This window comes from Klebsiella sp. PCX (genome assembly GCF_021869705.1).
Taxonomy (GTDB): domain Bacteria; phylum Pseudomonadota; class Gammaproteobacteria; order Enterobacterales; family Enterobacteriaceae; genus Klebsiella; species Klebsiella quasipneumoniae.
Genome location: NZ_CP091527.1, coordinates 3,933,332 through 3,952,274, shown reverse-complemented (window position 1 = coordinate 3,952,274; position 18,943 = coordinate 3,933,332). Strand labels below are relative to the sequence as shown.

Sequence of the window (18,943 nt, the reverse complement as noted above, 5' to 3'; positions counted from 1 at the left end):
TCACGGGGGGTTAGGGTTTTTTTTGCTGTGCCTGTTTTTTCAAATGGCCAAAGGTATTGGTGCCGCGCGCGCGCTCCGGCAGCTGGAGCTCGCCGCGATTGACCTTCTCGCGCAGATAGCGATAGGTTTGCAGCGCCTGGCTCCACATATGCTCTCCGATGCTCAGCTCCTGATATTCGCTGGCTTCGCCGGCGGCCAGAAAGGTCGGTAGCGGGCGGATCAGCGTGTGGTAATCGCAGGCGAAAAACAGCGGGAAGGAGTACCGCTCCTGCGGCACTTTGCGCACCCGGTGGGCTGTAGCAACAAATGTGCCAGCGCTGAGCACTTCCAGCATGTCGCCGATATTGATCACGAACGCCTCTTCTCCGGCGGCGTTCGTGACAGGAGGCGCGTCGATCCACACGCTTTCTTCATTGAGGACTTCCAGCCCGGGCTGGTCGGCGAGCAGCAGGGTGAAGCACTCATAGTCGGTGTGTGCACCAATTCCGGGAACATCTTCGACGCTGGCGTCAAACGGGTAATGGATTAGCCGCAGCTTAGCCGGCGGGCAGGACACCATCGGTTTGAAATACCCTTCCGGCAGGCCGAGCGCGAGGGCGAAAGCGTCGAACAGGCGGTGGCCGAGGGCGAAGACCGCATCGTAGTAGGCCAGCACCCGCGCGCGGAAATCCGGCAGATCGGGCCACTCGTTGGCGCCGATCAGCGGCGTACCGGCGAGCACCAGCGGATGGTCGTCCGCCGCCTGGAAGCCGATATCGAACGCCTCTTTATGGTCCGGCTTGCCAGCGCCGTAGATCTCTTCTCCTTCCGGGACGTAGCCCTTATGGCTTTTGGAGCGGCCGATGTAGTAGTTCATCTTCTCCTCCATCGGCAGGGCGAAGATCTGCTTCGCCGCCTCGCGGACGCCGGCGATCAGCGCCGGGTCGATGCCGTGGCCGGTGATGTAGAAAAAGCCCACCTCGCGCGCCGCGCGGCCGATGGCGTCGGCCACCGCCTGGCGCCTGGCGAGATCGTCGCCGGCCAGATCGCGGATATCGATGGTCGGGAGTTCAGTAAAAGCGTGCTTCACGGCGGTCATGGCTGCGGTTCCTGTTCAGTGAGCGTTAAAAACTGCTGAAAGTGGGCCTGCTGGCGCGCGGCCATCCAGGCGTTGAGCGACCAGAGATCGGCCACCGGAACGTTGGTGAACGGCAGGTGGTGCAGATAGCCGTCGGCGCCAAACTCCGGCGTCAGGGTAGTTTGCTGATAGCCGCGCCGGCGCTGTGAATGCCAGATTTGCTCCCAGAAGCGCTCGGCAAAGGCCAGCGCCGGCTGATACTCCGGCGCCGCCGGGTGCGGCACCTGCGGCCCCTGGTCGTAGCCCACCCGGGCCTGCACGTGATGCACGCGGTCGATAAAGGCGCTGAAGTCATCGCAGGGGTCATCCAGCAAGCGCTCGCTAACCACCACCCAGTGGCTGATGTCGGCGGTAAAGCGCAACTGGGGGAGTTGCTGAACGATCTCCAGGGTGAGCCACGGGCTGTACAGCGAGGTGGCGCGATGGGTTTCAAAGCTGCAGGTCAACCCAAACCCGGCGGCCAGCTCGTGCGCCTTGCCGAGAAAATCGACCTGCTGCGCCAGCGGCCAGCGATCGTTGCCCGCCAGCAGATTGACAAAGCGCGGGTTGAGACCGCTGGCCTCGGCGAAGCGGGTCTGCAGGCGCGCCAGATGCTGTTCCGGCGTTTCATGCTGGGCGGGGAGCACCCCACCGCCGCTGAAGAGGATGGCGATATACTCCAGCCCCGACGCCTGCAGGCGGTCGGCGAGCTGGCGCCGTTCGGCCACCGTTAACGGCACGCGGGCTTCGATACCGCAGCAGCCGACGCGCTGCAGTTCATCCAGCGTTTGCGGCCAGGGGGTCGTCACTCCCCAGAGGGTGCGAAAGCATTTCAGCTCCATGGCGGCTTCCTCAGGCGTACTTCACGCCGGGCAGGACGCAGAGCATCTCGTACAGCAGGTTGGCCGCCAGCTGGGAGGTATTACCGCTCACGTCGTAGGGGGGCGAGACCTCCACCAGATCGGCGCCGATCAGGTTCAGGCCGCGGCAGCCGCGGACGATCTCCAGCGCCTGAATGGAGGTCAGACCGCCAACTTCCGGCGTCCCGGTTCCCGGAGCCCAGATAGGATCGAGGCTGTCGATATCAAAGCTGAGATACACCGGCCCGTCGCCCATCTGCTGGCGGACTTCGGCCATCAGCGGCGCCAGCGAGGTATGCCAGCACTGCTCCGCCTGCACCAGGCGAAAGCCCTGGTCAACGCCCCACTGGAAGTCGCCGGCGGCGTAGCCCTGGGCGCGCTGGCCAATCTGCACCACCCGTTTGAGGTCGAGCAGTCCCTCCTCAACGGCGCGGCGGAAGGTGGTGCCGTGGGCGATTTTCTCACCGAACATCTCATCATTGGTGTCGGTATGGGCGTCGACATGGATGAGCCCCACCGGCCCATGTTTTTTGGTCAGCGCCCGCAGGATCGGCAGGGTAATGGTATGGTCCCCGCCGAGGGTGAGGGGGATCAGCGGATAACTATTCAAACCGGTGTAGTAATCTTCGATAATTTGCACCGATTTGAGCAAACTGTAGGTATTGATCGGCACATCGCCGATATCGGCCACCGACAGCGAGTCGAACGGCGCGGCGCCGGTCGCCATATTGTACGGACGGATCATCACCGATTCGGCGCGAATATAGCGTGGTCCGTAGCGCGTACCTGAGCGCTGCGAGGTGCCGATATCCAGCGGAATGCCGACAAACGCCGCATCAAGTCCCTGTAAATCTTCGATAAACGGCAGGCGCATCATCGTGGCGCGGCCGGCGAAGCGTGGCATCTCATTGCCACCCTGCGGTTGGTGAAAGAGGTTATCCATGTCTGCTCCTGAATCTGACGGATGAAACGTAACAGGAGAGATAGTGCGCAACCCGCGCTGGACTTTACATCGTCTGGCGTAAATACTCAGTTCATTTATTGGTGAACTAAATACGATGCATAATGACGCCAGCCTCAATATTCGCCAGCTGCAGGTTTTCGAGGCGGTGGCGCGCCTGGAGAGCTACAGCCGGGCCCAGCAGGAGCTGGGCATTTCGGTCTCCGCCATCAGCAATGCGATGTCGCAACTGGAGGGACAGCTCGGCTTCACCCTCTGTCAGCGCGGGCGCGGCGGCTTTTCCTTAACGGAAAAAGGACAGCAGTTTTTACAGCAGGCGATCCGCGTGCTGAGTGAACTCAATGAACTGGAGCGGCAGTCGGCCCTGCTTAAAGGTGAGCACAGCGGCACCCTGTGCATCTCGACGCTCGACTCCATCGAGACCGAAACGGCGCTCTCGCTGCCGGTGGTTCTGCGCAGCTTCAGCGACAAATTTCCCCATGTGCATATCAAACTGATTATTCGCACCCCGGCGGAGCAACTGAACGGTGTGCTGAACAACCATATCGACCTGGCCATCGGCAGCTACAACTCGCAGGTGCATAACATCATCAGCGAGCCGCTGTACCGCGAGCAGCACTGGCTCTACTGCAGCGATCTGCACCCGATGTTCTTCAGCCGCCAGCTCGATAAAGAGCAGATCAGCCAGTGCCCGCTGGTGACCCGCAGCTACTGGAACACCAGCGATCTCCGCCGCCGGGGCTTCAGCAAAGGCAGCGCCACCGTTGAGACCGTCGACGCCCAGCTGCTGCTGATCCTCTCGGGAAAATATATTGGCTATCTGCCGGAGCATTACGCCTGGCCGTGGATCAAAGAGAACCGCCTGCGGGTGCTGCTGCCCAACGAGTTTGGCTTTCAGTCGCCGTTCTCGGCTATCTGTAAGCGCGGGCGCAGCAATGAACCCTATCTGAAAGCGTTCCGCGATCTGCTGAAGAAGAACACGGTGGCGCGGCCGAAGTGGAATTATTAAGCGGGGCGGGCGCTTCCCTCCGCCGTGGTGGCGGTTTTCGCCCTAAGCGCGCTGCCCGGCGGGGGCGGTTTCCCTGTTCAAAAAACGAACGGCGGCCGGTAGCCCGCCCGGGCTGCGGCTGCCAGGCAACTGCCTCCAGGTTATCCACAGGGTTAGGCGCCGCAGGTGTGGACAGGTCGCCTGGCGGCAGGGCGCGGCTAGCGGAATAAACGATGGCGTTTGCGTTTAATAAAACGGTACGAAAGGGAATCTGTGTTTGCCCCGCTTTTGACCGTGAAATCAGAAAATTTACTTCGCAGGCTAACCGCAGATTGCTTCAAAAAAATTCCCGTATTTGTTATATTGTTGTTCATTGATTACTCACCTCTGCGGTGCCAAAAAGAACAAGATTCACCGCAACCCAGGACAAAACCATGTTAGATTACCGCTTCCCGACAGCTTTGCAGATGGTTCTCAGCGTAGCAATGGCGGAGCAGATGGGTGAACGTTCAACGAGTGCGATTCTGGCCTACGGCCTGGAAGCCAACCCGAGCTTTATCCGCAAATTAATGGTTCCGCTCACCCGTGACGGCATCATTGTCTCCACGCTTGGCCGCAACGGCTCTATTCATCTTGGCCGCCCGGCGGACAAAATCACTCTGCGTGATATCTACCTTTCCGTTATCGAAGATAAAAAACTGTGGGCGTCGCGTCCTGAGGTCCCGGCCCGCTGCGTGGTCAGCGCCAACGCCTGCTGGTACTTCAAATCGGTCGCTGACGAAGCGGAGCAGGCTTCGCTGAACGTCCTCGCTCGCCATACCGTGGCCAGCGCGCTGGAGGCGCTCAAAAACGCCGATACCAGCGGCTGCGACCCGGTACCGGAAATGATCGCCCGCTTTAAAAAAGCGCATTAATCATTTTCTGGTGACGAAAAAAAACCGCCTTCAAATTGTGAAGGCGGTTTTTTGTTATCTGCTGCAGGCTAGGCGGGCAGATCCTCCTGGACCGGCTTACTGCGGGTCACCAGTTTCCGTAGCGTCACGTAAAACACCGGTGTCAGGAACAGACCGAACAGCGTCACCCCCAGCATCCCGGAGAACACCGTGATCCCGGTGACGCCGCGAACTTCCGCTCCTGCGCCGTGGCCGAGGATCAGCGGAATGGTCCCGGCGATAAAGGCGATGGAGGTCATCACAATCGGGCGCAGACGCAGGCGGCACGCCTCCAGCGCGGCCTCCATGATGCCTTTGCCCTGAATCTCCAGCTCGCGGGCAAACTCGACGATCAGAATGGCGTTTTTACAGGCCAGGCCCATCAGGACCACCAGCCCCACCTGCACGAAGACGTTGTTATCGCCCCCGGTCAGCCAGACGCCAAATAGCGCGGAGAGCATCGTCATCGGCACGATAAGGATCACCGCCAGCGGCAGGGTCCAGCTTTCATACAGCGCTGCCAGCACGAGGAACGCCAGCAGCACCGCCACCGGGAAGACGATCAGCGCCGTGTTGCCCTGGGTGGCCTGCTGGAAGCTGAGATCCGTCCATTCAATATTCATCCCATTCGGCAGCACCTGTTTAGACATGGCGTCCAGCAGCGTCATCGCCTGCGAGGAGGAGAGAACGCGCGGATCGGCATCGCCAATCAGGTCCGCCGCCGGATAACCGTTGTAGCGGATCACCGGATCCGGCCCGTAGGTGGTACTGATATTCACCATACTGCCGATCGGCACCATTTCGCCCTGATTATTGCGGGTGCGCAGATTGGCGATATCTTCCACGCTCTCGCGGTATGGTCCGTCAGCCTGGGCCATCACGCGCCAGGTACGCCCGAACTGGTTAAAGTCATTGACATAAGACGAGCCGAGATAGGTCTGCAGCGTGCCGAACAGATCGGTCAGCGATACCCCCTGCGCTTTCGCCTTATCGCGATCGACCTGCACGTCCAGCTGCGGCACGTTAGCCTGGTAGGTCGAGATCGGGAAGTGCATCCCCGGCGTCTGCATAATCGTCCCGGACATCGCATTCACCGCGCTTTGCAGCGCGCCATAGCCCAGCCCACCGCGATCCTGGATGTAAAGGGAGTAGCCGGAGCCCTGACCCAGTCCTAAAATCGGCGGCGGCAGGATGGAGAAGCCAAAGCCCTGCTGGATTTGCGCGATTTTAGCGTTGATTTCCGCATTGATTTCCGCCGCCGAGTGTTTGCGCTGGTCGAACGGTTTCAGGCCAAAAAAGACCGTCCCGGTATTCGGCGTGTTGGTGAACTGCAGCGCGTTAAGACCGGGGAAGGCGACCGCATAATCGACCCCTTCGGTATTCATCCCAATCTCGCTCATTTTGCGGATCACCGCATCGGTGCGCGCCAGCGACGAACCTTCCGGCATCTTCACGCCGCCAATCAGGTACAGTTTGTCCTGGGTGGGAATAAACCCGCCGGGGACGACTTTAAACATCACCCCTGCGGCGCAGAGCAGCAGCAGGTACACCACAAACACTGCGCCACGGCGTCCGAGGGTTTTGCTCACCAGCCCCTGATAGCCGTTTGAGCTGCGCAGGAAAAAGCGGTTAAACGGACGGAAAATCCAGCCAAACAGACGATCGATCAGCCGGGTAGGGAGGTCTTTCTTCGCGTCGTGCGGCTTTAACAGCAGGGCCGCCAGCGCCGGGGAGAGCGTCAGCGAGTTGATGGCCGAGATCACCGTGGAGATGGCGATGGTCACCGCAAACTGCTTGTAGAACTGACCGGTAACGCCTGAGAGAAACGCCATTGGCACGAACACCGCGCACAGCACCAGCGCAATAGCGATAATCGGCCCGGAGACCTCTCGCATCGCCTGATGCGCCGCGGCAAGCGGTGCAAGCCCCTCTTCGATATTGCGCTCGACGTTTTCCACCACCACGATGGCGTCATCCACCACGATACCAATCGCCAGTACCAGCCCGAAAAGGCTCAGGGTATTCAGCGAGAAGCCCAGCAGATAGAGAATGCTGAAGGTACCGACCACCGATACCGGCACCGCGATCAGCGGGATAATCGATGCGCGCCAGGTCTGCAGGAACAGGATCACCACCAGTACCACCAGCACGACCGCCTCTAGCAGCGTCTGCACCACCGCGCGGATGGAGTCACGGACGAAAACCGTCGGGTCGTACGGCGCCGCCCACTTCATATCTTCCGGGAAGCGGGTGGCCAGCTCGGCCATTTTGGCACGCACGGCGTTCGACAAATCGATGGCGTTAGCCCCAGGGGACTGGAAGATACCGATCCCGACCGCATCCTTATTGTTGAGCTGGGAGCGCAGCGCATAGCTACCGGAACCCATCTCGATGCGCGCCACGTCGCGCAGGCGGACCAGCGAGCCGTCCTGCGCCGTTTTCAGAATGATATTGCCAAACTCTTCTTCGGTATGCAGACGGCCCTGGGCGTTAATCGAGATCAGGAAATCGCTCTCCTGCGGCAGCGGCTCGGCGCCAAGCTGACCGGCGGAGACCTGGACGTTTTGCTCCTGCATCGCCGTCACCACATCCGAGGCCGTCAGACCGCGGGCGGCCACCTTGTTGGGATCCAGCCAGACGCGCATCGCGTATTCGCCGGAGCCAAATATCTGGATCTGGCCGACGCCGGGCAGGCGCGCCAGCTCATCCTTCACCTTCAGCGTGGCGTAGTTGCGCATATACAGCGAGTCGTACTTACCGTTTGGCGAAAACAGATGTACCACCAGGGTCAGCGTCGGGGACTGTTTCTGGGTGGTGATCCCCAGACGGCGCACATCCTCCGGCAGACGCGCCTCGGCCTGCGCGACTCGGTTCTGCACCTGAACCTGCGCCTGATCCGGGTCGGTACCCGGGCGGAAGGTCACGGTGGTCACCAGCACGCCGTCGGAGCCGGCGACCGATTTCATGTACATCATGTTTTCAACGCCGTTGATCGCTTCCTCCAGCGGCGTCGCCACGGTCTCGGCGATCACTTTCGGGTTGGCGCCGGGATACTCCGCGCGCACCTGCACGCTGGGCGGCACGACGTCAGGATATTCGCTCACCGGCAGCAGCGGGATGGCGATTAACCCGGTGATAAAAATTAAAATCGACAGCACCGCGGCGAAAATGGGCCTGTCGATAAAAAAGCGGGAAAAGTCCATGTCTTGGATTCTCTGATAAGGGATCAGTTGAGGGCGGCGCTGGGGGTCATGGCAACGGTTTTGGCGTTAACCGCCATACCCGGCATAAACACTTTTTGTAAGCCGTCGACGATGACGCTATCCCCAGGCTTCAGACCCTGCTTCACGATGCGTAAACCGTCGACCAGCCGCCCCGGCGTGATATCACGTCGCTGCGCTTTGCCATCTTTATCAACGATATAGACATATTTACGATCCTGATCGGTGAGCACCGCTTTGTCGTCGATAAGCGTAGCCTGGAACGCCGCGCTGCCCGGCAGACGCACGCGGGCAAACAGCCCCGGCGTGAACAGCCGCTGCGAGTTATCCAGCAGGGCGCGCATGCGGATGGTGCCGGTGCTCGGCGTTAACTGATTATCGAGAAAATCCACTTTGCCCTGATGGGGGTAGCCCTCCTCGCCAACCAGGCCGATCTCCACCGGAAGCGCCTGGTTATCGCTGGAGGCGCCTTGCCCGCGGCGGGCGAGATTCTGATAGTGCAGGTAGGTTGACTCGTCGACGTCAAAGTAGACGTACACCGTCTTCTGCGAGACCAGGGTGGTGAGCACGCTGGCGGTGTCGCCCGCCGTGACCAGGTTGCCGCTGGTGATCAGCGCGCGGCTGGCGCGGCCGTCGATAGGGGCAGTCACTTTGGTGAAGTCGAGGTTAAGCTGCGCGGCATCCACCGCCGCCTGCGCGGCGCGAATATCGGCCTGGGCCTGAACCGCGGCTGACCGGCGCTGCTCCCACTCTTCACGGGAGACGAGGTTGGTATGAACTAATTTATCGGTGCGGTTCGCCTCGCTTTGCGCCAGACTGGCCTGCGTTTTGGCTCTCGCCAGCGTCGCCTGCGCCTGCTCCAGCGCGGCGCGATAGGTTCTGTCGTCTATCGTGAACAGCACCTGGCCCTTTTTCACCTCCTGGCCGTCGGTATAATTCACTTTATCAATATATCCCGAGACGCGGGGGCGGAGCTGAACGCTCTCCACCGCTTCAATGCGACCGTTAAAACTATCCCACTGACTGATCGACTTCACCAACACCTTAGCGGCGCTGACGGCAGGCGCGGGCGGCGCGGCGTTTTGCGCGACGCTGTCGTCGCAGCCGACGAGCAGAAAGGAGAGCATCATCGCGCCGAGCGCGGTCAGGTGAATGTTTCCCCAGGTTTTTTGCAGGCTCATTATTTTTATTCCAGTCATTGTAGCCGCCGGGCAAGACGCAGCCTGAGAGGCTGCGCCACTTCCTTTGTCCGGGCTGGCTTAAGGCCATTTGTGTCGATCATCGCCACAAAATTGTAACAATTTCGAATACACTATCGCGGCGATTGTAGGAAGGCGCTTAACTAAGTGCAAGAATAATTGTTGCACTTTATGTGCGATCCTCACCGGAGAAAAAAGGCGCGATCCTGGCAGGGTTTTAAATGCAACAATAAAACTTGCATTTTGTGTAAAACCAGGCCACCTTTTAATGCAACTGCTAAAGATGCTTTTAACCGGCCGCGAGGGGGAAATATGATGAACACTGGCGCCATCATTCAGGATCTGATCGACTGGATCGACAACCATCTTGATAGCCGTCTGGATATTGATACCGTTGCCCGGCGAGCCGGCTATTCGAAGTGGCACCTGCAGCGGATCTTCAAAGAACATACCGGGCACCCCCTCGGGGAGTATATCCGGGCGCAAAAGCTGCAAAAATCGGTTGAACGCTTAGCCCACAGCAACGAGCCGATCCTCAACGTGGCGATCGCCCTCGGCTTTGACTCCCAGCAGTCCTTCAACCGCAGCTTCAAGCGCCAGTATGGCCAGGCGCCCGGCGTCTGGCGCCGGAGTATCAGCCGCTCTGCCGCGCAGACATCTCGTCAGTGATCTTCATGACCGGGGAGGGTCAGTCCTTACCCGGTCCATGATCGAATTTGCTGCCTTTGCCGATGGCATAGAACTGCCCGCCTGCGACATAGTGAACGGTCCGTAGTTCGTCCGGTGCATCATCAAAGATCCAGTGTCCGTTGCGGAATACCCGGTCATCGCTCCAGGCGGCGACGATGTCGCCCATAAACAGATTGTGCTGTTGCTGGATGTCCGGGTAAGGCATCACTTTGCACACCAGCCAGCCCGCGCAGCCTGCGACAAGGGGGAGATCGAACCCTGGCTGATAAAAGAAGGGGATGGTGTCGTTTTTATCCGGCGCATCGGCATAGCTGCGCCCGCCAGCGTAGAGGACGGTTGCCATCTGGCTGACTACGGGGATCTGCACGACGAAATAGCCGCTCTTTTCCACCAGCTGACGAGTGAAGGCCTGGGTGCCGATATAGGCCACCACTTTTCGCTCGCCTGCCAACCCAACCCAGGCGGCTGACATGACATTTTCGACGCCATCATATTTTGCGGAAATCATGGTGGTGGACCCGACCTGCAATAAACGATAGGCCTTACGTAATTCGACAGCCTGAACGGACATGATTTTTCCTTTATACGTGTTATTTAATTTGTTGATTGTATGGATATTTGTTGAGGTCATGGTCATTTTCAACCCTTCATTCGTCATCCACCGTGCAACGATACGCCAGGCGATTAAGCGCAAAAAGGTGCGTAAATTGTTTTCATTATTCATAATTAACGAATAATCATGCCATCTGTCGGTAAGCTGCTCGCTACAGGAGAGAAAGAAGGTGGATCGTATCCAGGCTATGCAGATGTTTGTGCGCGTCGCGGAGGCAGGGAGCTTCGTGCGTGCCGCGGAAACCCTTTCCCTGCCAGCCTCCACTGTCACCAGTACCATTAAAAACCTTGAGAAATACCTGAAGGTGCGGCTGCTGAACCGGACCACAAGGCGGGTGAGCCTGACTCCGGAAGGGATGCAGTATCTGGCGCAGTGCCGGGAAATTCTCGCCCTCATCGAACATAGCGAATCCAGCCTGAGCGAGTCTGTGGCGCGGCCTCAGGGGCGCCTGCGGGTTGATATGCCCGCGGGCATCGCGCATTTCATCGTCATGCCCCATCTGCAAGACTTTTACCGACGCTACCCTGACATCTACCTGATGATCGGCGTCAGCGATCGGCCGGTCGATCTCATTCAGGAAGGCGTCGACTGCGTGATACGCACGGGAGAGCTGAACAACTCCAGCCTGGTGGCCCGGCCTCTGGGCCGCTTTCGTTGGGTGACCTGCGCGTCACCGGATTATCTCAGGGAATATGGCGTGCCGCCGTCACCGGAGGCGCTCTCTCAGCACCGGGCCGTGCATTACTTCTCCGGCCAGACGAGGCGGGCCGATGAGTTCCGCTTCGTTCGCCACGGCGAGACTTTTTCTGTACCCGTCAGCGGCACCGCCGCGGTGAATGAAACGGGGCTCTATATAAAAATGTGTCTGGCAGGATTTGGGCTGGCGCAGCTGGCGGAGAATATCGTTGCTGACCACCTGCAGGAGGGGAGACTGGTGGAAGTGCTGACGGACTGGCAGCCGCCCCCGGTACCCGTCACTTTGCTCTATCCGCACCAGCGTTTTCTCTCTCCCGCCGTGCGGGCGTTTGCTGAGTGGATGCGGGAGGTGGTTTGAGGGAGGTATTGCTTACGATATAGCGCGTCGGGAGCCTCGCCAGGGAGGGGAGGGTTCCAGCAGAAATATCTGGTCTGCCGATCAATCACTCGATATTCTGTAATGCTTTGTCTTTTTTGTGAACAGGAAAAAGTATGCTTAATACGCTACCCGATTTACACAGAAGTTTTGCAGAGCAACTGAAGCTTAAATTACAGTCTGATTCGCGGATCCACTCCCTTCTCGCCGGCGGCTCGTTTATCCATGGCGGGTTTGATCAATACTCCGATCTGGATTTCGTGGTGGTGATCGACCCTCTCTATTATGACGAAATCATGGCTCAGCGTATGGCGTTCGCCGGAACGCTCGGCCATCTTCTACATGCTTTCACCGGGGAACACGTCGGTGAGCCTCGCCTGCTGATCTGCCTGTTTGGCCCGGAACTTCTGCATGTCGATCTGAAATTTATCACCCTGGACATGCTCACTCAGCGCGTTGAGGAGCCTGCCGTGCTATTTACCCGTGATAACGATGCTCTCAAGCGACAGCTGGCAAAATTTAGCGCGCACTGGCCGGACATGACGCCGGAGTGGTTTGAGTCCCGGGCCTGGATCTGGCTGCATTATGCCGTGGTTAAACTGGGCAGGGGGGAACTCTTCGAAGCGCTGGGGATGCTGTCTTTCTTCCGGGAACAAGTGCTGGGACCGATGCTGTTTCGTCGCGCCAATCTACCGCAACGCGGCGTTCGTCGAATAGAAGCCCTCGGCATTGACCCCGATGGCCTGCTGACTTCCACTCTGGCAACACACGATCGTCACTCCGTCGGGATTGCCATTCGAAGGGCTGCTGACGCTTATGTCAACCTGCGGGCTGATGCGCTGCCTGACAATATCGCAGACGATGCGGCGCGTCGGGCGGTCCTTGCCATGCTGGACGCGTATTCTCACAAGGGGTAAATCTATCCCTCCGGCCGCGGACGCGGCCGGAGGGTGCAAGGGTTGTGCGAGTGTCGTGGGAGGTCTAATTCTGAGAGGGGGGCTAGCGGGGTATCGGTAACGTGAAAATACCAGAGCTTCTCGTTGTGCCTATCAATAGGCCTAAAAGGTTCGGATTTAATCAGTTCTCTTCGGACGTCGTGGGACAAATTGAGGGCACAAAAAAAAGCCCGCAGGGCTTGCGCCGTGCGGGCTTTCAGGACTTCATCGGATGACTCTGGTAATCACCGATGGAGAATTTTGGGCTGGCGGAGTCTGAATAACTCGCGTAATTATTTAAATTTAAATTATTTTAATGTGTTCAACTTTCATTTGTGTACCTAAACGTGTACCAATTATGGAATGTCATAGCATTCTTACCTATCTAAAGTTGTCGATTGCTCTTCCTCCTGATGATTTTTCTGGATCTAAAAAGGCTGGATAAAAAGTTTTTTTGCATTTAACTGTTCACACTGTTCAAGAACTGCCACAACCGTAACAGGTCGTGTTGTTGTGTGTGCCCCGGCAGAATCACCTCATGTTGAAACCACGAGGAAACCTGCCATGACCGACACCACCTTTATCCCTGATTACCTGAAACCGGCGCTGGAGCGACTGGCCGCAGCCCGAGAAGCCCATCTTGAACAGGCCCGCCGGTTGGAGGGCACCCTGACGGCCATCACCCGCACGGAGGAGCAGAAAGCGGCGCTGGAGCAGGACAACGGCAGCGATACCCGCACCTGGCGCGCTGCTTTCCGTGCCGGGGGCGCCCTGCTGACCGATGAGCTGAAAAGCGGCCATATCGAACGCGTGGCCCGCCGGGAGCTGGCGCAGGAATGTGACAACCTGACCGAAGTGCTGGCCTTCGAACGTGACCTGCTGAAGGTCGCCTGCAACAGCACCGCGCGGGCATTCCGCCAGGCGCATCATGCCGTACTGTCTGAATATGCGAAGGAAGAACTCGACCGGGCGCTGAACGACACCCTCGGGCCACTGGTCCGGGCGATGGTGCTGAAAGCGGATGTGATGGCAAATCCGCTCGCCAACACCACCGGCCATCAGGGCTACATAGAGCCGGAGAAGGAGGTCATGCAGCAGGTGGTCACCTTCCTGACCGGGAAAGTGAGCGCCTTCTCCGTCACGCCAGCGGATGAGCCGGTGCTCTCCCTGACCGGCTTCCCGGCCGTTGCGCTTCCGCACATGGACCACGACGCCGCCAGCACACCCGGCGAGCGTAAAGTCTGGCAGGAGAAAATGCGTCAGAGAGAGGCTGACCTGAAAGCGCGGGGGCTGCTGCCATGATGCACTGTCCGTTCTGCAAAAAGTCGGCGCATGCCCGCACCTCCCGCTATCTGTCGGAGAACGTCAAACAGCGCTATCACCAGTGCACCAATATTGAGTGCTCGGCGACGTTCCGCACCACTGAAGCCATCGACGAGGTTATCCGGCCCCCGGCGGAGAAGACGCCGCCTGTCGCGGAGCCGGTCACACCCCCGGCACCCCGTAAAGCGCAGGGCTGCTACAGCTCGCCATACCGTCATTAATCAGGGGAGAACTGACCATGACCACCCTTACGCTACAGCAGGCCTTTGAGGCCTGTCAGAAGAACGAAACCGCCTGGCTGAACCGTAAAGCCGAACTCGCAGCCGCAGAGCAGGAATACCGCGAGCAGGTGCTGGCCGGGGATGAGCGTATACCGGGCAGAATGCAGACATTACGCGATATTATCGATGTCAAAAAATGGGAGATAAATCAGGCCGCCGGGCGCTATATCCGCTCCCATGAAGCGGTACAGCGCATCAGTATCCGCAACCGGCTGAATGACTTTATGCAGACACACGGCGCTGAACTGGCGGCCACGCTCGCCCCGGAGCTGATGGGACTCAGCCAGCAGCCCGCACTCCTGACCGGCCATGCGCTCGACCGTTCGGCGCATTACCTGCGCGAAGCGCTGTCCGTGTGGCTGAGTACCGGTGAAGAAATTAATTATGCGGCAGAAGACAGTGATATTTTAACGGCCATCGGATTCAGGCCTGACGCGGCTTCGCGGGTGGATAATCAGGAAAAATACACCCCCGCACAGAGCCTGATTTATGCCCGCCGGCGCACGGAACTGGCCAGTAAGTAGCCCCGCAAAAAATCCCCGAAAATACCGCTATTTTTCCCGAATTAAGCCATGCATCCACAGGGTGCATGGTTTTGCATGCACTTTCCCGTCCCGTCACTCCCTTCGCAACCCTGTCCCGGCGCGGCCTGAGGCCCCCGATGCACCTGCGTGAAAACCGACCCACGAAGCGTGCAGGCGAGGCGGGGAAAGCACTGCGCGCCAGCGGAAAAGTATTTATTTAATGATATTTAATTTCGCGGCCTGAGCGCGTCTCTGTGGCGTGGATGTATGAAGGTAAGGATTGGTCGGCAAGGGAGCGTCCGGCGCTGCAGTAGGCTTCTGAGGTGTTCAGGAGTGATGAAAGAAAAGGTCGCTAGGAGAATCAGTCATTTCGGTACTGATGGAGATGTTTATGAAACCACTCACCTCTGGCTGACGAATTGGGACCTGTAATGACCTGAGACCGTCAAAAACAGGTATGAGAACCGCCCAAAATCGTGAAGGATTGACCAGCAGAATATTGCACGTCAATATAGAATGAGACTTTTAAAGTGTAACAACTGGTTAAATGATCATCTATGAGAATGTTGCTTTTTAATTCAAAATAAGACCATTCCGAAATTAGGCTGAGTAGATCATATATGGATAATGTAGAAAAACTCAAGTTGATTAACTGGAAAGAGTTAATCGTCAATAAACATACTTGGATTGAATCAAGGTTAGTGAATCATCCTTCAGATACTCACGCCAAAATAGTATCTAGAATATTCACGATTCCTTTTAGTGGCGTTATTCAGGAGCATCATCATTTAGTTGAATCAATGGCTGATGCTATTGAGCATTACGTATTTGATAAAGAAACACTAGATAAAATGAAGGCTGAAGGGGTGGTACCCTTTAGGAAGGCTGCTCAGTTCTTCGGTGATACAAATCCAGTTAAGGATGGTAAATACGGTGAATTACTTCTCTATATTCTGTCTGAAGCTATATTAAGCACACCAATGGTTTCACATAAAATCACAAGCTTGAGTAACTTAAATGATCAGGTCAAGGGTGGGGATGGCGTTTTTTTTGGCGTCTACAGAGACAATTTATCAATACTGATTGGCGAGTCAAAGATTTATAAAAGTTTTTCCGGCGCATTGGAAAGTGCATTCGATTCCCTTGATCGATTCACTAAAAGCTACACTAGTGGTGCACTCGGCCATGAACTTTTCATGGCTAGAACTAATATTTCAAATAATTTTGATTTTGAAACTATGGAACTAATATATAGGGCATTTACTCCCGGAGATTATATTTATTCCGAGTGTGTCAAAACGCATCCGGTATTGCTTATTTTTGAAGATAGGGAGATAAAAGTAATTGAAGAAAATTCTGTGACTAAGGTTGATGCAGAAAATGCTCTTGATGCGTGGCTTACAACAAAAAAAATTGCAATTAAAGCTGCGATTGATGAGAGGTTAACGAAATACCCAAACGTAAGGCCGTGTTTCTTAGACTTCTTTTTAATACCAATGAGCGATGTGGGGGAGTTTAAAAAATCGTTGTATAGAGCTATCCATGCAATAGACTATAAAGAAAATTAAAAGTATGGGGGGGATATGAGTCAGAATACTGCTACAACAGCGATTAACCATAAAGATTTTACATGTGTATTTAATTCATTAATAGAAAACCTGTTCTTGAGGAATAGAGGAGAAGAAAGAAAGGTTTATATTTCTGATGAGGCAATAAGAAGAGCCACTTGGCTTGCTTCATTAGGCTCGTCAGGTAATGAAAATGATAGGAATATAGCAAGTGCTTTTGGCACATTGCTTTATTTGTATGATACAAAAAATGAGTTATATATCAAAGCCTGTTATGTTTTGCAATCAAGAGCAGGTAATATTGTATCTGCGAAGCACCTAGTTGGTCTCTTTGAAGAAGAAAAGTTCTTAAAACACTTTAGTGTTTCACTGGATTTTGAGCTCACAAATCAAAAGTATTTGCTTGAAAAGAAAATCTTAGGAGAAAACCCTATTTATTTTACGCATTTTCAAAAGGCTTTATGGGATAAATTGGAGCATGGTGAAAACGTTGCAGTATCTGCACCAACTTCTGCAGGAAAATCATTTGTAATCAAAAAGTACATTTATGAAAATGTTATAAAAAGTGATTTCGGCTATTTCGTATATGTTGTTCCCTCTAAGGCGCTAATAAATCAAGTTAGCAACGAGATGTCAAGGCAATTGAAAGATATAGCGATTGTAATGACGACTTATAAACCATTGGAAGAAGATAATCTTAAGGTTGTATATGTGTTAACGCCTGAAAGATGTATGAGGCTGTTGAATGAAAAAAAAGATAAAGAACCTATTATAGTTTTCTTCGATGAAATACAAAATCTTGAAGACAACAGCAGAGGTAATGTGTTTGAGAATATTATTTATAGAATGACTAGCTTGTGGAAATCCTCACAATTTATCATGGCGGGGCCATATATAAACAATTTGCAAGACTCACTTAGCAAAGTTGTTGATATTAATCTGGTGGAACAAAAAACTTCAGCAACGCCTGTTTTGCAGTTAAAAGTTATTCTAACAGTACATAAACAAAAGAAAACTGTTAGTTATAAACTTGTTAGCCCTGTTGGAGATGCGGTACTAGGTGAGTATGATATTGGTAAGGCATTATACAGCAAACTATCTGCTTCAAAGGGGACAGCTTTAAGGTATATAACTTCAATTTTGGACCCGGAAGAACAGAATATTATATATGCCCCCAAAAAGAAATTGGCCGAAACATGGGCATTAGATATATCAAAAACAGATAATGTAGAATTAGAGAATAATGAGTCTGATTTAGTATATGACGAAAGAATTGAGGATTTATGTTCCTTCTTAGAGAGAGAGATTCATCCCCTTTATTCTCTTGTCAGAAGTTTAAAAAAAGGTGTGGCTTTTCATCATGGCGGTTTATTAGATGTGGCTAGACTTGAGGTGGAAGATCTTTTTGTAGATGGAGTAATAAAAAACTTGGTATGTACTTCTACCTTATTGCAAGGGGTTAATCTTCCAGCAGATAGAATGATCGTAATATCACCTAAAATTGGAAATTACCAGTTACCGCACTTCGACTTCCTAAATTTAATAGGCCGGGCCGGTAGGATAAATACATCGTTATATGGAGAGATTTTTTGCATACAACTGGTTGATGAAGAGTGGGCGGAGGAAAAAATTGATTCAAATGAAATAAAGGAAATACAATCTGCAGTTTTAAAAAAACTGAATGAACACGGAGACTCTGTTGTAAGTTACATTGATGTTTATAGTAAGGATATAATTGATACTCAAGGCGATTATAATGCTATAAATTTAGCATCATATTTGAGAAGTCAATTTTTAGTTGATAGATTGCATTATGAGAAAATAATAAATAACTCTAATCTAACTGCCAATCAAATTAGAGTAATGACAAATAGGCTTGAGGTTTTAGAGGATTATCTGAAAGTCCCAAAAGAGATTGTTTATAAAAATCCGTTTATTGATCCCTTATTGATTGATCAACTATATTTTGAGGTTGAAACCAATGGTGTCAATAACTGGATTATGAATAAATATCCCGGAACAAAATCTGGTTCATCTGATTTCAATGCAGATTTCAAAGATATGAATTACTATAATCAATATAAAAGTATCGTCGTACGAATGAATGATATTTTTAATATTGAGGCTGAAATTAACTTTAAAGAAGATGGTGTAACTAGGAAGTCAAAACATTATGTGTCAATTTTCAAGCTAATCAATGACTCTCACAAATGGATGCAGGGGCGAAACTATAGATTTTTTATTGATAACATGGTCAAGGTTAAGTTAGATAGGAAAAATATAGCGGTTGACTATAAAAAAATTGATGGTATTACTAATTTTGTAACTACTCACATCAACACTAATCTTACCTTTATTTTAGTTAAATATTTATCTCTATGGTCAGATGTTGTCAGTGCTTTCATGTCCGAAAATGAGCGTACAGAGAAAGCTTTTTTTCTAAATCTTTCTTCAATGTTAGAAATGGGGAGTTATAATCCCCAAGTTTTGGAAGTGATGGCTTATGGAATAAATAGAAGTACTGCTATTGAGTTGTTGAGAAATGAAAAAATAAGAGATGACCAAACAACAGAGCAATTTTTATCGCAGTACAATTTAGATAAACTTTCACCATTACACCGGAAATACTTACAAAGAGCGGGCTTTGGTTCTTTTAGAGTAAAAATGAATTAGTCCACTT

General features: G+C 53.9%; 16 protein-coding genes. 10 read left to right on the top strand and 6 right to left on the bottom strand.

The annotated features are described in order from the left end of the window. Window positions 1-10 precede the first annotated feature (10 nt). Genes GQR96_RS18720 through speB form a run of 3 tightly spaced genes read right to left on the bottom strand, consistent with a single transcriptional unit; the run spans window position 11 to window position 2,899 of the window. Window positions 11-1,078 (bottom strand): isopenicillin N synthase family dioxygenase, encoded by a 1,068-nt coding sequence (locus GQR96_RS18720; RefSeq protein ID WP_065905293.1) that lies wholly within the window; start codon window positions 1,076-1,078, stop codon window positions 11-13. Next, entirely contained in the window at window positions 1,075-1,938 is an 864-nt protein-coding gene (locus GQR96_RS18715) for a sugar phosphate isomerase/epimerase family protein (protein ID WP_065905291.1), read from the bottom strand. Before GQR96_RS18715 ends, GQR96_RS18720 begins: the two co-directional genes overlap by 4 nt. Before the next feature lie 10 nt (window positions 1,939-1,948). After that, window positions 1,949-2,899, bottom strand: coding sequence for an agmatinase (gene speB, locus GQR96_RS18710; protein WP_004145693.1), 951 nt, complete (start codon window positions 2,897-2,899; stop codon window positions 1,949-1,951). 115 nt (window positions 2,900-3,014) lie between these two features. On the opposite strand from speB, the gene GQR96_RS18705 reads away from it, so the two are divergent. Both GQR96_RS18705 and GQR96_RS18700 read left to right on the top strand, forming a co-directional pair. Beyond that, window positions 3,015-3,926: a LysR family transcriptional regulator gene (locus GQR96_RS18705; RefSeq protein WP_004205760.1), complete on the top strand. Its 912-nt coding sequence runs from the start codon at window positions 3,015-3,017 to the stop codon at window positions 3,924-3,926. Between the two features lie 413 nt (window positions 3,927-4,339). Continuing rightward, window positions 4,340-4,819: an RrF2 family transcriptional regulator gene (locus tag GQR96_RS18700; protein ID WP_004205761.1), complete on the top strand. Its 480-nt coding sequence runs from the start codon at window positions 4,340-4,342 to the stop codon at window positions 4,817-4,819. Window positions 4,820-4,887: 68 nt separating this feature from the next. Here GQR96_RS18700 and oqxB read toward each other — a convergent pair whose 3' ends face one another. Together oqxB and oqxA are read right to left on the bottom strand one after the other, a co-directional pair. Further along, complete coding sequence (gene oqxB / locus GQR96_RS18695; protein WP_065905289.1) at window positions 4,888-8,040, bottom strand: multidrug efflux RND transporter permease subunit OqxB; 3,153 nt, start codon at window positions 8,038-8,040, stop codon at window positions 4,888-4,890. A 23-nt stretch (window positions 8,041-8,063) separates the two neighbouring features. Then, a complete protein-coding gene (gene oqxA, locus GQR96_RS18690; protein ID WP_043521386.1) occupies window positions 8,064-9,239 on the bottom strand; it encodes a multidrug efflux RND transporter periplasmic adaptor subunit OqxA in 1,176 nt (391 codons plus the stop codon). A gap of 333 nt (window positions 9,240-9,572) precedes the next feature. Between oqxA and GQR96_RS18685 the strand changes: the two genes are divergently transcribed. Further along, the gene (locus GQR96_RS18685; protein ID WP_004205765.1) at window positions 9,573-9,926 is read left to right on the top strand and encodes a helix-turn-helix domain-containing protein; all 354 of its coding nucleotides are present in this window, start codon (window positions 9,573-9,575) and stop codon (window positions 9,924-9,926) included. 19 nt (window positions 9,927-9,945) lie between these two features. Here GQR96_RS18685 and GQR96_RS18680 read toward each other — a convergent pair whose 3' ends face one another. Beyond that, a complete protein-coding gene (locus tag GQR96_RS18680; protein WP_004205767.1) occupies window positions 9,946-10,518 on the bottom strand; it encodes a flavin reductase family protein in 573 nt (190 codons plus the stop codon). A 211-nt stretch (window positions 10,519-10,729) separates the two neighbouring features. On the opposite strand from GQR96_RS18680, the gene GQR96_RS18675 reads away from it, so the two are divergent. The 7 genes from GQR96_RS18675 (at window position 10,730) to GQR96_RS18645 (ending at window position 18,936) form a co-directional block, all read left to right on the top strand. Then, window positions 10,730-11,614 (top strand): LysR family transcriptional regulator, encoded by an 885-nt coding sequence (locus GQR96_RS18675; RefSeq protein WP_065905287.1) that lies wholly within the window; start codon window positions 10,730-10,732, stop codon window positions 11,612-11,614. A 134-nt stretch (window positions 11,615-11,748) separates the two neighbouring features. After that, window positions 11,749-12,549 carry a hypothetical protein gene (locus GQR96_RS18670; RefSeq protein ID WP_062913715.1) on the top strand — a complete coding sequence of 267 codons (801 nt, stop codon included), beginning with the start codon at window positions 11,749-11,751 and terminating at the stop codon, window positions 12,547-12,549. 582 nt (window positions 12,550-13,131) lie between these two features. Beyond that, the gene (locus tag GQR96_RS18665) at window positions 13,132-13,869 is read left to right on the top strand and encodes a hypothetical protein (RefSeq protein WP_062913714.1); all 738 of its coding nucleotides are present in this window, start codon (window positions 13,132-13,134) and stop codon (window positions 13,867-13,869) included. Then, the gene (locus tag GQR96_RS18660) at window positions 13,866-14,111 is read left to right on the top strand and encodes an ogr/Delta-like zinc finger family protein (RefSeq protein ID WP_062913713.1); all 246 of its coding nucleotides are present in this window, start codon (window positions 13,866-13,868) and stop codon (window positions 14,109-14,111) included. The genes GQR96_RS18665 and GQR96_RS18660 overlap by 4 nt, the downstream gene beginning before the upstream one ends. A gap of 17 nt (window positions 14,112-14,128) precedes the next feature. Then, complete coding sequence (locus tag GQR96_RS18655; protein ID WP_062913712.1) at window positions 14,129-14,695, top strand: phage polarity suppression protein; 567 nt, start codon at window positions 14,129-14,131, stop codon at window positions 14,693-14,695. 620 nt (window positions 14,696-15,315) lie between these two features. Further along, window positions 15,316-16,263, top strand: a complete 948-nt coding sequence (locus GQR96_RS18650) for a Hachiman antiphage defense system protein HamA (RefSeq protein WP_062913711.1) — start codon at window positions 15,316-15,318, stop codon at window positions 16,261-16,263. A gap of 15 nt (window positions 16,264-16,278) precedes the next feature. Beyond that, a complete protein-coding gene (locus GQR96_RS18645) occupies window positions 16,279-18,936 on the top strand; it encodes a DEAD/DEAH box helicase (RefSeq protein WP_064776605.1) in 2,658 nt (885 codons plus the stop codon). Window positions 18,937-18,943: the final 7 nt, after the last annotated feature.